This window comes from Desulfofundulus thermobenzoicus, from assembly GCF_009428905.1.
Taxonomy (GTDB): Bacteria; Bacillota; Desulfotomaculia; order Desulfotomaculales; family Desulfovirgulaceae; genus Desulfofundulus_A; species Desulfofundulus_A thermobenzoicus.
In genome coordinates this window covers 118,081-131,939 of record NZ_WHYR01000001.1, presented here as the reverse complement: position 1 = coordinate 131,939, position 13,859 = coordinate 118,081, and the positions used below count along the sequence as shown (strand labels likewise).

12 protein-coding genes and 1 riboswitch are annotated in these 13,859 nt (G+C 59.4%); of the genes, 4 read left to right on the top strand and 8 right to left on the bottom strand.

Annotation, left to right across the window (positions count from 1 at the left end):
- Positions 1 to 13: 13 nt before the first annotated feature.
- Positions 14 to 133: riboswitch (molybdenum cofactor riboswitch) on the top strand.
- A gap of 188 nt (positions 134 to 321) precedes the next feature.
- The 4 genes from fdhF (at position 322) to GFC01_RS00570 (ending at position 5,594) form a co-directional block, all read left to right on the top strand.
- Positions 322 to 3,021, top strand: coding sequence for a formate dehydrogenase subunit alpha (fdhF, locus tag GFC01_RS00585; RefSeq protein WP_152944703.1), 2,700 nt, complete (start codon positions 322 to 324; stop codon positions 3,019 to 3,021).
- Between the two features lie 128 nt (positions 3,022 to 3,149).
- Positions 3,150 to 4,406, top strand: a complete 1,257-nt coding sequence (locus GFC01_RS00580; protein WP_152944702.1) for a molybdopterin molybdotransferase MoeA — start codon at positions 3,150 to 3,152, stop codon at positions 4,404 to 4,406.
- Positions 4,381 to 4,851 carry a hypothetical protein gene (locus GFC01_RS00575; RefSeq protein ID WP_152944701.1) on the top strand — a complete coding sequence of 157 codons (471 nt, stop codon included), beginning with the start codon at positions 4,381 to 4,383 and terminating at the stop codon, positions 4,849 to 4,851. The genes GFC01_RS00580 and GFC01_RS00575 overlap by 26 nt, the downstream gene beginning before the upstream one ends.
- A 203-nt stretch (positions 4,852 to 5,054) precedes the next feature.
- The gene (locus GFC01_RS00570) at positions 5,055 to 5,594 is read left to right on the top strand and encodes an aldehyde dehydrogenase family protein (protein ID WP_152944700.1); all 540 of its coding nucleotides are present in this window, start codon (positions 5,055 to 5,057) and stop codon (positions 5,592 to 5,594) included.
- Positions 5,595 to 5,901: 307 nt separating this feature from the next.
- Here GFC01_RS00570 and cobC read toward each other — a convergent pair whose 3' ends face one another.
- From cobC to trsM, 8 genes are all read right to left on the bottom strand, one after another.
- The gene (gene cobC / locus GFC01_RS00565; protein WP_341473663.1) at positions 5,902 to 6,510 is read right to left on the bottom strand and encodes an alpha-ribazole phosphatase; all 609 of its coding nucleotides are present in this window, start codon (positions 6,508 to 6,510) and stop codon (positions 5,902 to 5,904) included.
- Between the two features lie 149 nt (positions 6,511 to 6,659).
- On the bottom strand, positions 6,660 to 7,682 hold the full coding sequence (locus tag GFC01_RS00560; protein WP_152944699.1) for a molybdopterin-binding protein: 1,023 nt from the start codon (positions 7,680 to 7,682) through the stop codon (positions 6,660 to 6,662).
- On the bottom strand, positions 7,675 to 8,844 hold the full coding sequence (locus GFC01_RS00555) for a DVU_1551 family NTP transferase (protein WP_152944698.1): 1,170 nt from the start codon (positions 8,842 to 8,844) through the stop codon (positions 7,675 to 7,677). The genes GFC01_RS00560 and GFC01_RS00555 overlap by 8 nt, the downstream gene beginning before the upstream one ends.
- Positions 8,837 to 9,886 carry an XdhC family aldehyde oxidoreductase maturation factor gene (locus tag GFC01_RS00550; protein WP_152944697.1) on the bottom strand — a complete coding sequence of 350 codons (1,050 nt, stop codon included), beginning with the start codon at positions 9,884 to 9,886 and terminating at the stop codon, positions 8,837 to 8,839. Before GFC01_RS00550 ends, GFC01_RS00555 begins: the two co-directional genes overlap by 8 nt.
- Positions 9,870 to 11,237, bottom strand: coding sequence for a DVU_1553 family AMP-dependent CoA ligase (locus tag GFC01_RS00545; protein WP_152944696.1), 1,368 nt, complete (start codon positions 11,235 to 11,237; stop codon positions 9,870 to 9,872). Before GFC01_RS00545 ends, GFC01_RS00550 begins: the two co-directional genes overlap by 17 nt.
- 6 nt (positions 11,238 to 11,243) lie before the next feature.
- Positions 11,244 to 12,638 (bottom strand): radical SAM (seleno)protein TrsS, encoded by a 1,395-nt coding sequence (gene trsS / locus GFC01_RS00540; RefSeq protein ID WP_152944695.1) that lies wholly within the window; start codon positions 12,636 to 12,638, stop codon positions 11,244 to 11,246.
- On the bottom strand, positions 12,631 to 13,086 hold the full coding sequence (locus GFC01_RS00535) for a DVU_1555 family C-GCAxxG-C-C protein (protein WP_152944694.1): 456 nt from the start codon (positions 13,084 to 13,086) through the stop codon (positions 12,631 to 12,633). Before GFC01_RS00535 ends, trsS begins: the two co-directional genes overlap by 8 nt.
- A complete protein-coding gene (trsM, locus tag GFC01_RS00530; protein ID WP_152944751.1) occupies positions 13,083 to 13,853 on the bottom strand; it encodes a DVU_1556 family methyltransferase in 771 nt (256 codons plus the stop codon). The genes GFC01_RS00535 and trsM overlap by 4 nt, the downstream gene beginning before the upstream one ends.
- Between the last annotated feature and the right edge of the window lie 6 nt (positions 13,854 to 13,859).

The window sequence follows — 13,859 nt, the reverse complement described above, 5'->3', positions numbered from 1 at the left end:
GTGAAAATAGTTAAAGCCGTATATGCTCCGAGCCTTTCTGCCTAAAGCTGGTCTGCCATGGCGAAAGGCCGCCGGGTAAACCTGGAAACGGGTTTGCCTCCCGTGGTTGGAAAGGAGCTTCGATTTGTCGCAAGGGACGGGGCCGGGCCCCGGTCCGTTGCAAACCCGGTCTTGACCCGTTCTATTATGCGGGCGGAACCGAAGTTCCGAAGGAAGCACGTATTGCACCTCCAGCCAGGGGCGGAGGTTTTTTTGTTGGTGAACCGGCCGATGGCCATCTGTGGCCCCTAAATTATAAAAAAACCGGAAGGAGTGGTTCGTTTGGATCTGGTCAAACTACAAATTGACGGCAAAGAGGTTGAAGTTCCGGCCGGGAGGACGGTGCTCGAAGCTGCGGAACAAGCCGGCATCCACATCCCCCGGCTCTGCCACGACCCGGAGCTTTCCCCCTGGGGCGGCTGCCGGCTTTGTGTGGTGGAAATCGAAGGGATGCGCAACCTGCCGGCCTCGTGCGTGACCAGGGTGGCGCCGGGCATGGTGGTGCGGACCAGGTCGCCGGTGGTGGTCGAGGCAAGACGGGCCATCCTCGAGTTGCTGCTCGCCAACCACCCCCTGGACTGCCTCACCTGCGAAAAGACCGGCGACTGCAAGCTGGCTGAGTATTGCTATGAATACGGTGTAAAAGAAAGCCCCTTCACAGGGGAAAAACATCACTACGCCGTTGAAGACAACAACCCCTTTATCGTCCGCGACCCGAACAAGTGCATTTTATGCGGCAAGTGCGTAAGAGCCTGCGCGGAAATTACCGGAAAAGACAACCTGGACTTCGCATACCGGGGCTTCAACACCAGGGTGAGCACCTTCGGCGACATGTCCTACCTGGAATCGGACTGTGTCTTCTGCGGCAACTGTGTTGCCGTGTGCCCGACGGGCGCCCTGACGGAAAAACAAATGCAGGGCAGGGCCCGCCGGTGGGAGTTGAAACGGGTGAAAACCACCTGTCCCTTCTGCGGCACCGGCTGCAACTTCGATCTTTGCGTTAAGGACGGAAAAATCGTCGGCGTGCTCTCCAACCCGGACAGCATTGTCAACGGCCGGGTGCTCTGCATCAAGGGCCGGTTCGGCTGGGACTTCGTTTACAGCGACAAACGATTGAAAACGCCGTTGATCAAGCGGAACGGGGAATTTGTGCCCGCTTCCTGGGACGAGGCCCTGGACCTGGTTGCCGCCCGGCTGAAAGAAATCAAGGAAAAGTACGGGCCCGGCTCCTTCGCCGCGCTGAGCTCCGCCCGGTGCACCAACGAAGAAAACTACCTTCTGCAAAAGTTTGTAAGGGCGGTGATGGGCACAAATAACATAGACCATTGCGCCCGTACCTGACACGCGCCCACGGTGGCCGGTCTGGCCACTTCTTTCGGCAGCGGCGCGATGACCAATTCCATTTCCGAGATAGCAGGGGCCGAATTGTTATTCCTGATCGGGACCAACACCACGGAAGCCCACCCGGTGATCGGCTACAAGATCAGGCAGGCGGCCCGCCGGGGCGCCAGGCTCATCGTGGCGGACCCCAGGCGTATCGAACTGGCGGAGGAAGCCGACTACTGGCTCAGGCTCCGGCCAGGCACCGACATTCCCCTGCTCAACGGCCTGATGCACATCATTATCAAAGAAAACCTTTACGACAAGGCGTTTGTTGCGGAACGGACGGAAAACTTCGCAGCTCTCAAGGAAACAGTGGAAAAATACACCCCCGGCTACGTGTCCCGGTTGACCGGTGTGCCCGAGGAGGATCTGCATGCCGTGGCGCGGCTGTACGCCACCACGGACAAAGCGATGATTTTCTATACCCTGGGTATTACGGAGCACGTCTGCGGCACCGGCAACGTCATGAGCATCGCCAACCTGGCCATGCTGACCGGCCATGTCGGGCGTCCCAGCACCGGGGTCAACCCCCTGCGGGGCCAGAACAACGTGCAGGGAGCCTGCGACATGGGAGCACTGCCCAACGTCTATCCCGGCTACCAGCGGGTGACCGACCCGGCCGTAAGGGGCAGGTTCCAGGAGGCCTGGGGCGTGTCCCTGCCGGCCGAAGTGGGGCTGATGATACCCGAAATGTTCGACGGGGCCAACACCGGGGAGATCAAAGGGATGTACATCCTCGGCGAAAACCCGGTCCTCACCGATCCCAACAGCAACCATATCCGGTCCGGCCTGGAAAAGCTGGAATTCCTGGTGGTGCACGAGCTTTTCCTGACCGAAACGGCGCAATACGCCGACGTGGTGCTTCCAGCCGCCAGTTTCGCCGAAACGGACGGTACTTTCACCAATACCGAACGCCGCGTCCAGCGGGTGCGCAGGGCCATAGCACCAGTGCCGGGGATGACGAACTGGCAGGCCATCGCGGCCCTCTGCTCAAAAATGGGCTACCCCATGCACTACCGCAACCCGGAGGAGATTTTTGCCGAAATGGCCTCCCTCACCCCCTCTTATGCCGGCATCAACTACAGCCGGATTGAAAAGGAGGGGATCCAGTGGCCCTGCCCCGCCCCCGACCACCCGGGCACACCGTATCTGCACGCCCGGAGTTTCGCCCGCGGCAAGGGGCTCTTCCAGGCCATCGACCACATTCCCCCGGCGGAACTGCCGGACAGGGACTATCCCTTCCTGCTCTCCACCGGCCGGATCCTGTACCATTACAATGTGACCACCCCCTATTCCGCGGGTATTCGCAGTCTCTGGTCCGAGGAGTACGCCGAAGTCAACCCCGACGACGCGGTACGGCTGGGCGTGGAGACCGGGAGCAAGGTGAAAGTTGTTTCCCGGCGCGGCGAAGTGATCACCAGGGTACAGGTCACGGACCGGGTACCGCCGGGGATCATCTGGATGTCCTTCCACTACCGGGAAACCCCGACCAACGTGCTGACCAGCCACGCTCTGGACCCCGTCAGCAAGACCGGTGAATACAAGGTCTGCGCCGTAAGGATTGAAAAAATGCAAGTGCTCACTGAAACCGGCGGTTAATCCAAAGGCACGGCAGCCCCCCTGCTGTGGCGTCGGGCCGCAGCGGCCTGTGCGAAGAGTGCGCGGTTTGCCGCCACCCGGTCTGTTCCTTCGGCAAAGCAACTTTGAGGCGCTGGAGGTATCGGCAAATGCTGGTCAACGCAACCTGGGAGGAGGCCCTGGAATTCCTCCTGGACCGCATCACCCCCTTACCCGGCGAATCCGTCTCCTTGCTGCAGGCCCTGGGTAGGGTTGTCGCCCGGGACATACCTGTCACCCGGGATATACCCCCCCATCCCCAGGCGGCTGTGGACGGCTTCGCCGTCCATGTCGAGGATCTGGGCCGCCGCACCAGTTTCGTCGTCAAAAAATATCTCAGGAACGGGGATCTTCCCGTCTTTCCGCTGAAACCCGGGGAGACGGTCGGTGTTGTGACGGGAGGCCCCCTGCCCGGCGGTACGGGGGCGGTTATCCGACGGGAGTCAATCGTGATTGACGGAAACCGCATGGTCTTCACGGGCGAATTCTCCCAGGGCAGCAACATCAGGCAGGCCGGGGAGGATTTTCGGGCCGGGGAACTGCTTGTCAGGCGCGGTACCCGTCTGGATCCGGGCACGATCGGCGTGCTGGCGGCCCTCGGTGAGAGTGAAGTGCCGGTGTACCGCCGTCCCCGGGTGACGATCCTCAGCCTGGGACGTGAAATCGTTCCCTGCCATGTCAAACCCGCTCCCGGCCAGGTTCGGGACAGCAACGGACCCTTTTTGGCCTCCCTCGTGCTCCGGGACGGGGGAGAGGTTACCGGTGTGGAGGTCGTTGGCAGGGAAAGCCCGGCCGGGATCAAAAAACACCTGGAAAAAATGCTTAAACAGTCCGACCTCGTGATTACCGTGGGGGGGACCGCATCCGGAGCATGCGACCAGGCCCTCCAGATATTGCGGGAAATAGGGGCCGGCGTGTTATTCTGGGGGGTCAGAATAAAACCGGGCGGTCACAGCGGCGCCGCAGCCCTGGACGCCAAGCCGGTCCTCTGTCTCCCCGGAAACCCGGCGGCCTGCGCGGTGAGCTACCAGTTGTTTGCCGCACCCGTTTTACGCGCCTTTCAGGCGCTCAACCCGTACCCTCCCCGTCTTCCGGCCCTGTGTACCGGCTCTTTTCCTAAGAAGGGGGGGCCGCGGCGCTTCCTGCGGGGTTGTGCGGTATGCCGTCAGGGCGGCTGGGAGGTAAGTTTGCTGCCGGGCCAGAAATCCAGCATGCTGCGCTCCCTCATCAACTGGAACGCGTTGATCGACCTCCCGGCGGGACACCCTCCCCTGGAGCCGGGCTCACGGGTACCCACGCTCCTCCTGACCCCCTTGCCGCTCAGGGAAGGAGAACCAAACAGTGAAAGATACCTCATGCAACCTTGAAATAATAGAACTGTTCCTGAAGTCCAGCCTGCCGGGCGACAGGCATCGCCAGAAGGTTATCGGCAGGGTGACCGCCAAACTGTTAACGGCAGGATACGGTTTGGGAGAAGCCCTGTCCCTGTTTTTCTGGGAGCTGGCCGACCTGGAGCCGCCGGTATCCCACGAGGAACAACTGTTTTTTCGCGCCCTTTACCGTACGTTCCACACCATTTGCGGTGTCCAGATTGATAACGGGGAGACCGCTTTGGAAATCCTTAAAATACCGGGGGAAAAGCTGGACTTAGCGCAGAAAGATTTGTTGAAAGAAGTCAAACTGGCCTACTGGAAGCAATTCAACGAACTAACCCGCGAGTCCCCAAATTTACTGGTAAACACCCGTAAAATGATCATTGCGAAAAAAGCGTTCGATTTCCTGCGAACGCACCTGCAAGCGGGCCGGTTTTAAATAGCTGCAAAATAAAATCAAACGGGGTCGGTCAAAATCACACCTTTTTGTGTGCTTGAGCTTCCCCAAAATTGTTCAGAAAGTGATAGGCAACCCGTTGGTTTTAAACGGTTTTCACTTCTGCAAATCGTACAATAGACCACAATTTTCGATGGTAGAAATGAGAGGTTTAGAACCAGATACCTGTTCGCAAGCAATTTTTAATGGAACCCTTCTGCCAGTTGCTGGTGGAGAAGGCGGAAAAACTGGTGGTGGGCGATCCCACCGACCTGAAAACGGACGTGGGGCCGATGATCAGCGAGGATGCGGCTCGCCGGGCGGAACAATGGGTAAGGGAGGCCGTAGAAAGGGGCGCCACCCTGCTCACCGGCGGCAGGCGGGAGGGCAACCTCTTTTACCCCACCGTGTTAACCGGGGTACAGCCGGACATGAAGGTGGTTTGTGAAGAAATTTTCGCCCCGGTGGTATCGGTGATGCCCTACGAGACCTTCGAGCAGGCGCTGGAAATGGCCAACGATTCCCCGTACGGCTTGCAGGCGGGGGTATTTACCGGTTCCCTTGATCTGGCCATGCTGGCGGCGCGGAAACTGGAGGTGGGGGGAGTGATCATCAATGATACCTCGGTTTACCGGGCCGATGAGATGCCTTACGGCGGAGTAAAAGGCAGCGGTGTGGGCAGGGAAGGCCCCAAATACGCCATTAGCGAAATGACCGAGACACGAATAGTGGTGGTTACTTTATAGATTTTTCGGCGAAGTCCCGGGAACCGATGTGGTTCCCGGGACTTCGCCAAAAATACGCCGGTCTGGAACAAAGGCTGGCCCCCCACCGGACGGCAGGTATAAATATTCACCGGTCGAAGGAAACGCCGCCAGCCCGGTCAAGGAGCGAGACGCGATACTGTCAGCGCGGAAGCCGAGGAGTGAGCGTGGACCCGGCATTCACTGATTTACCAGTTCGTTCTGTAACCTGATGTGTTAATAAAACCTGGAATACCGGGATCAGGGTTATGTTCTGGTGAGTGCGGGGCGGCATTCTATAATGTTGACATTAACCAAAAAGTCCAAAAACATGGTTCACCGTGACCACCCTGAAACCGCCGGCATCCAGCGCGATAATATTCAGGCACCCGTAATCCTGGGTGATTCTGAACAGGTTTTGCAAAGGCAGTCCCAGTGCCCGGCAAATAATAATCCGGTTGACACCGGCATGTCCCACGATGAGCACGTCCCCTTCAGTACTATTAATTATATCATTCAGTGCGGTCAGGACCCTGCCGGCGCACCGGGCGTAGCTTTCGCCCCCGGGCGGCCGGTAATGGACTATGTCCTCGCCCCGCCTTTTGAAATCCACGGGGTACTTCCGGCAGACCTCGTCAAAGGTCAGGCCTTCCCACGCTCCGAGGTTGATTTCCCGTAAATCCTTTCTGGCCACGGGCTCCAGGTGGTGTTTTTCGCCAATAATACGGGCGGTGGAAAAAGAGCGGCCCAGGTCACTGCAGAAAATGCCGCTTATTTTTAGTCCGGACAGCTCCTCGCGCAGGCGGGCGGCCTGTTTTCTGCCGGCATCGCTCAGGGGCAAATCGATCTGGCCGATGAAACGCCGCCGGCCATCCGCAGCGATCTCCCCGTGCCGCACCAGGTAGATTTTTCTGGGCACCGTATTTTTGCTTCGCCGATTTATAAATTCATTCTCCGTCAATTGTTTCACCGGGTACAAAAGCAATCAAGACCTCCACGCCGCCTGCGGCGGCACCAACAGAGAAACGAAAATGTATTTATAGAGCAGCACATGAAGTTTTCCGTCGCCTATACCTTCCCGAAGGAACAGGCCGGGAACCGGCACGTCGGACATCCCCGGCAAAGCCCGCCATGCCCCAGAGCCACAATATCCCGGCGGTCGATAACCTCTCCGGCCATAATGCGGGGCAAAACCAGGTCGAACACGGTGCTTTTGGCAAACATCACGCAGCCGGGCAGGCCCAGTACCGGCGTTTCCCCGATGTAAGCCACCATAAACATGGCCCCTGGCAACACGGGGGCACCGTAAGACACGATTTTCCCGCCGGCGGCTACAACTCCCGCCGGGGTCAGATCGTCGGGATCCACCGACATTCCGCCGGTAATCACAATCAAGTCGGCTTTTTCCACCATAAGGGACTGAATGGCCCCGGCAATCATCCGGGTATCGTCCGTTACATTGATTTTCCGAAACACATGGCTGCCCAGGTTTTCGATCTTCTCCTTTACCACCGGACTGAATCTGTCTTCAATACGCCCCTTGTAAACCTCGCTGCCCGTTACCACCATCCCCACCCGGAGGCTGGCCAGGGGTTTGACTTCCACGACAGGACCATACCCGGCACATTGCTCTTCCACCTGTTCAATAATTTTTTCGTCAATATACAGGGGAATCACCCTGGTACCGGCAACCACCGTGTTTATTTCCACCACCTGGTTGGTGTGCAGTGACGCCAGCATTACCTGTTCAATATTATTGATTGCTTGAAGGGCGCCGACGTTGATTTTCAACAACCCCCGGAGAGTGGAGAGCAAATTGATTCTTCCCTCCGTGGGCTCGGTCAGCGCAACACCGCTCCCGGCCACCGCCCGGGCCATCCTGCAGGCGGCCTCGTCTTCGTGCAAAACCCCTTCCTTCTTCTCCCAAACGTACAGGTTTTCTTTCCCGAGCCGCAAAAGTTTCGGTATATCTTCCTCCCTCACGATATGGCCTTTTTTAAAAGCACAACCTTTAAACTTCCCGGGCACGATCTCGGTGATGTCATGGCAGAGAATCATTCCCACCGCCTTCTCCACCGGAACTTTAAGCATTTACTTCAACCTCCGTACTGTTAGTTTCTCTCGAAAGCCAGTTCTCCGGCTGTACTGCTTCCACCGGCCGGCCCAGAATTTTTTCCACTTTCTTTTTGATCAATTCAGCTTTTTTTAGCCTTTGCCGGGCAGCCCGGCAGGCCTGCCGGTCATAACAATACGTTTCCAGCATCCCGGCGAGACGGTCTGAAATGGAAACGATGCCCCGTCCCTTAACCATCTTATCCGCCAGAAATACCACCTCTGCTTCCGCAAGCGGCTTCGCCTCGTCCACATCAATATCCATATGGGCGGCCACGACCGCCGCCACCCGGGGATACCCCCTGGCTTGAAGGAGTTCCGCTCCGGCCCGGGCGTGTTGCGGTTGCGCACGGGCCACATCGTGCAGTAAGGCTCCGGCCAGAACCAGATCTTCGTCCAGCTCGACGCCGGCCCTGTTCAGATGCTTGACCAGCGAAAAGGCAAGAGCGGCCACCGTATGGCAGTGCTCCCAAACCGCTTCGCTCACCCGGGCTTCCCGCAGGATCCGGCGGCATTCCTCCACGGTGGGAACTGCCCGGCTTTCCAGGTAATATAGAAGGTTCCGGTAATCTTCCGGAGTATCCATGTCAAGCACCACCCCCTCGTCCTCCACCGCCACGTCCAGGGCGTCGTGCTCATACTTGTTTAACAGTTCCTGCAACCCGTCTGGATATGTCCCGTTCCGTATTTCATACACATACCTGGCGGAAATCAGGGGCGGGTGTCCCCGCCGGCCACCGTAAGCGGGGTAAATAATCCCTTTTTTCCCGGTCCGGTAATAGTGAAGCATTTTTTCTATTGTGGAGACCCGGATCAGCGGGTGATCCGCTGGCAAAAGGAAAAACGCCTCCACTTCCGCCCCCAGGGTTTCGACCCCCGCCTGCACGGAGGAATACATGCCCTGGTCGAAACGGGGATTGAAAATCACCCCGGCCCCCAGGGGCCTTACTGCTGCCGCCACCGCCTCCGCCCGGTGACCGGTCACCACCCGCACATCCCGGATACCGGCCCGGAAAAAGCACCGGACGGCGTGCTCGACGGCGCTGTACGGCCCCAGCCTCAGCAACGGCTTGCAATCCCCCATGCGGGAGGAGTACCCGGCCGCCAGGACAATGGCGGCAATGCCTTCCGGCTCACCCATTCATCAATTCTCCCCTCACCTTGATCAGTTCGGCCACGATGCTGACGGCGATTTCCTCGGGCGTCTCCGCCCCGATGGGCAGGCCGATGGGAGAGTGAACCCTGGCCAGCTGCTCCCCGGTCACCCCGGCTTCGCGCAGGGCACGGTAAATGGCATCCCGTTTCCCGGTGCTGCCGATCATGCCGATATAGCCGGCGCCGGTCTGCAGGGCCTGGGCCAGCACGGTCAGATCATACCGGTGCCCCCGGGTGACGATGACCAGGTAACTGTCCCTGCCTATGGGCAGGTCCTTCATGGCGTGCTCAAAATCGTCCAGGACAATAATTTTTTCGGCCCGGGGAAACCGCTGCCGGTTGGCGAATTCTTCCCGGTCGTCCAGTACCACCGTGCGAAAACCCACGAAAGAAGCCAACCAGGCTACTTTCTGCGCAACGTGACCCGCTCCGAAGAGATAAACCGTATGAGGTGAACTGACGGGTTCTACCAGAAAAGTGTCCCCGTCCACCTGCAACAGTTGGGGATACCTGCTGCCGCCGGCCTGCAGCAAGGGCTCCAGCCGGCCGGCCGGCAGGCTGCACCCAACCGGCCGGCCTTCCTGGAGCAGGAGGCACCTGCCGGACCGGTCACGGCATCCGTCCCGGTCCGGCAGCCGGGTTACCAGGAGCGCCCTTTGCCCGGAAGGCAGCAAACCGGCGATGGTCCGGTAGATCTGCACATTTTCGGGCACGCCGGCGGACAGATAATCGACAAAAACCTCCAGCCGGCCGCCGCAAATCATATCCATGCCCGCCGCGTCGTCGCCGGTCAGGTGAAACTCCCGGAGCGACGGCCGGCCGCTCTGGAACACTTCCCCGGCCTCCTGCAGCACCTTCGCTTCTAGCAGGCCGCCACCGATGGTACCCACAAAGGAGCCGTCCCGGCGTACCAGCATCCTGGTTCCTGCCGTGCGGGGGGCAGAACCGCTCCGGCTGATGATGGTGGCCATCACCAGGTCTTCTCCCTCCGCCAGCAGGCGGGCGCAAGTTTCATACAACTCTTTCATGAGCCGTCCCTCCTTTTTCGCGCAAGTCCTGGATCATTCGCTTGACCGGCCTCCAGAGTTCCCCGGCATCGTCCGCTGCGACGGAACCCAGGGTTAAGGTACCTTTACAGAGGTTTTCAGCAATTACGGGAAGGGAAAGGAGCGCCCTTTCGACCAGTTTCGGCATTTCGTCACCGGCCCACGGGGCTGTCTGGATCCGTACTTCCAGGCAATCAGTGCCGCCTTTGGAATAAATAACCGCCTGAAAGTTCACCAGGCCGTTTATTTTAAACAGCGTTTCATCCAGCATGGACATGCTGAGAAAGCCGCCACCGCTTAAAAGAATCCTGCCCTCAACCCGGTCCTTCACCGGGGCCATGCGCTTCAACACGCTGCCGCAGGGACACGGTCCGGGAAGGAACCGGGCGAGATCCCCGGTGCGATACCGGATCAACGGCATCCCCCGGCGGGTGAGGGTGGTGAAAACCACCTCCCCCTCTTCCCCTTCCGGAACAATTTCCCCGGTAACAGGGTCGACAATTTCAAAAAACAAGTCCGCCTCCCGCAAGTGGTAACCCGCCCGGGCCTCGCACTCCACGCCACCTCCCAGGCCCATTTCCGTCATCCCGTAATGATTGAAGACCCGGCAGTCCCACGTCCTTTCCAGGTCGTCGACAATAACCCGGGGCACGTGGTCGGTGGTAAGCAGCACATTCTTCACCCGCACCGGGGGTTCTTTTTGCCCCGGAAACCGCCAGCGGGCCAGGGCCAGCACCTGGGTGGGGATGCCCACCAGCGCGTCGACCTTCTCCCGGACCATGATTTCCAGCGTCTCCCGGGGGTCCCGCACAAAGCCGTGGGGAATACCCCGCACCTGCATTCGCCCCAGCGCCTCCACCAGCAAATTCCCCACACTCCCGGGCAACTGGCCGGGCAGCAAAATCAGCACCGTGTCGCCCGGCTGCACCAGGGTGGACATGCCGTGGTGAAAAAAGTCCCGGATCAGCTCCTGGTCGCCGGGGGTGAAGAAAACTCGCTTCGGTAAACCGGTGGTACCGGAACTGTTCAGGGTGACCACCCGGCTGATCCGGTCCTGGGAAACGCAGAGAAACAGCAGCGGGTTCTGGCTGAGATCACGAGCAGTGGTAAGAGGAAGTTCCTGCAGGTCCCTTAACGACTTAACCCGCTCCACCGGGTAATCGTTCAACAGGCGGCGGTAAAAGGGACTTCTGTCCCTGGCCAGAGCCAGGGTTTCCCTCAGTTTTTGCAGCTGGTAGGATTCGATCAGGGCGCGGGTCAGAGACCCGGCCTTCCCGGGGTTGCCCCCCATTTTTTGCAAAGCCCAGGCCTCCAGCGGTGTTTTTCTGAACATACATCCCTACCTTCCCCTGTAAAGCGATCTGCCCGTTCTGTCCGTAAGGTTGTAGGCACAAAAGGGTATGATCCTCCCGTCGGGGGCCACGGTGTGAATGCAACAGTCCTTCAACCGCTCCAGGTCGATGTTCCAGACGTCCTGAAAAGCCATGGCGGAAAGGCAAAGGGTATGAGTTTTAGCCCTCTCTAAAAACATGTCCATACTATTTTTAGAAGTCATCTGCTCCTCACGGCTGCATTGGCAACTGCATTTTTGCTGCTTCAGGATTGGCGGAGGAGCGGACCAGCGGCTCGACACAAAATTCCTCGCTTTCCGCGCCCCCTCTTCCGCCCGCTCCGGCGTGCCGCAACAGTTTCTTTCTTGCCGTACCGGGTCATGCCTGGTGGTGGCCACCAATTCCCCGTCCGGCATTAAAACAAAGTTGCCGTGAAAGGAACACAGGGCGTTTTCACAGCCCGGCGGCCGGAAGCTTTCCGCTTTGATCCGTCCGGCCGTTTGACGTTCAATCCGGCCGATGATCTCCGGCAGGGTTATGCGCATCGCATCCGACGGGGGTTGGGGATAGCGCCCGAAATAGCTCACGGGCTGGAAGTGAACCCCCCGCACCACCGGCAGGAGATCCAGCGCCAGGTCGATGATCTGCCCCAGATTATGGTCGTTAATGCCGGGGACCACCGTGGGCACCAGGATCACCCCGATCCCCAGCTCCCCGCACAGACGTACCGCCTCCAGCTTTTCTTCCAGAAAATCGCCGCCTCTCAGCTGGCGGTGAATTTCCCGCTCAGTCCCGTCGAACTGCAGGAATACAGAAGCCAGCCCTGCATCCTTCAAGGATTCAAGGAATTCGGGCTCCCGGGCCAGCCTCAGGCCGTTGGTATTCAACTGGATGAAGTTAAAGCCCATGGACCGGCCCAGCGCCACCAGTGCGGGCAGGTCGTCCCGCAGGGTGGGTTCCCCGCCGGAAAGCTGGATGTTGTACGGCCCGCCGGCGTCCAGCAGGCGCTGGTACCATCCCCTGACTGTTTTCTGATCCGGATCCGGGCCACTACCTCCGGCATCAGCAAAGCAAAAGGTGCATTTTAAATGGCAGCGACCGGTGACCTCCAGCAGCGCCGTACAAGTATGCTGGCGGTGGGCGGGGCAAAGACCGCAGTCAAAGGGACAGCCCCGGTCGACCTCTGTAAAGGGAACGTTAATCGCTGCCGGTATTTTAGGCCTGACCCAGGATTGAAAAGACGGTTGCCCTTCCCAGATCTTCGTCCGGAAGCTGCCGTGTTCCGGACAGGTTTTTTCCAGAAACACACAATCTCCCCGGGCCACCCTTTTTGCCGGTATCTTCCCGAGGCATTCGGGACACAGGCTTTCTGTTTCCGACAGAATATTGCCCCGTTCACCCATTGCGCCCACCCGCAGGCTCGATCCCGCTGGCAATCAGTATTTCCTTGACTCTGGCATAGGTGCTCCCGACAATATTGCCGCACTGGCTGCCCACCGTTTTGCTGGCCAGCTTTTCTCCCATAATCTCTGCGCAATTGATTCCGCCGTAAGAACGGCCGATCTCCTGCTCAAACCACTGCACCAGTTCCTCAACCATTAAAAGAAAACGGTCGTGCTCCCTTTCCCCCCGTACCCCCCTGCCGGCATACAGGCCCAGCAAGCAAACCCCGCCGGTCAGCGCGCCGCAGGTTTTCCCGGAAAAACCCAGCCCGCCGCCCAGGCCGGTCATGGCCCGGATCAGGTCCGGGTTGCTTTTCCCCAGGGTTTCCAGCCCCAGCAAAAGCAGGATCTGGCTGCAGTTAAAGCCCTGCCGGTACAGTTCCAGCATGCGTAACAGTTCGTCGTTCATCCCAACCGTGCGCTCCTTTCCGGCAAATGGGAACCCACCCCCTGCTTCCGGGCAATCAACAGGAAGTATCCCGGCCGGGACTTTTTGATCGCCTCCCGGATGTCCCGGCCTTGCGCCGCCCCGCAGGCGGAATGGCCATAAAATATTTCCAGTGAACCGCCGGCCAAAATGATCCGGCCGGCCAGTTCCGCCAGCAACCGGGAATGATCCTCCCACAATACAATAGCGAAGCCGCCCCGTTCTATTTTCTTTTTTAACTCCCGTCCGCCCATGGCCCCGGTCAGGCAACTGGCCGCGGGAAGCTTCCGCAGGTCGGCAACTCCTTCCGGGTTGCGGGCGTAGACATCGGTCACCACCAGCCAGCCGCCGTCCTTCAACACCCGGTAACATTCCGCCAGAGCCCCGTCCGGGTCTTCCATCACGGTCAGAGCGCACTCCATAAAGACACCGTCCATTTCCCCGTCCCCGAAAGGAAGGCTTTCCCCCGCCGCCTCCAGCAGCGGCAGCCCGGGACACCTCCGCCGTCCCTGCTCCAGCAGAACCGGGGAAGGGTCCACCCCCACGGCATCCAGTTTATACCTGGTTATCAGGTGTTCCACTGTGGCGCCGGTGCCGCAGCCCACGTCCAGCACCCTGGCCCCCGGGGTGAAAGAACAAAAGACCAGGGCCCGGCCGGTTAAAGTAAAACCGCCCGGCCTGACGGTATCACCGGTAATCCTGCGCAAATCACCGTTTTCATAAACCCGGTAACGTCCGGCGAAAGGCATTACCAG

Bases quoted from the DNA above. Each gene is read 5' to 3' on its own strand.
- GFC01_RS00580 (WP_152944702.1), top strand. From the start codon at position 3,150: ATGCTGGTCAACGCAACCTGGGAGGAGGCCCTGGAATTCCTCCTGGAC.
- GFC01_RS00570 (WP_152944700.1), top strand. From the start codon at position 5,055: ATGGAACCCTTCTGCCAGTTGCTGGTGGAGAAGGCGGAAAAACTGGTG.
- GFC01_RS00560 (WP_152944699.1), bottom strand. From the start codon at position 7,682: ATGCTTAAAGTTCCGGTGGAGAAGGCGGTGGGAATGATTCTCTGCCAT.
- GFC01_RS00555 (WP_152944698.1), bottom strand. From the start codon at position 8,844: ATGGGTGAGCCGGAAGGCATTGCCGCCATTGTCCTGGCGGCCGGGTAC.
- GFC01_RS00550 (WP_152944697.1), bottom strand. From the start codon at position 9,886: ATGAAAGAGTTGTATGAAACTTGCGCCCGCCTGCTGGCGGAGGGAGAA.
- GFC01_RS00545 (WP_152944696.1), bottom strand. From the start codon at position 11,237: ATGTTCAGAAAAACACCGCTGGAGGCCTGGGCTTTGCAAAAAATGGGG.
- trsS (WP_152944695.1), bottom strand. From the start codon at position 12,638: ATGGGTGAACGGGGCAATATTCTGTCGGAAACAGAAAGCCTGTGTCCC.
- GFC01_RS00535 (WP_152944694.1), bottom strand. From the start codon at position 13,086: ATGAACGACGAACTGTTACGCATGCTGGAACTGTACCGGCAGGGCTTT.
- trsM (WP_152944751.1), bottom strand. From the start codon at position 13,853: ATGCCTTTCGCCGGACGTTACCGGGTTTATGAAAACGGTGATTTGCGC.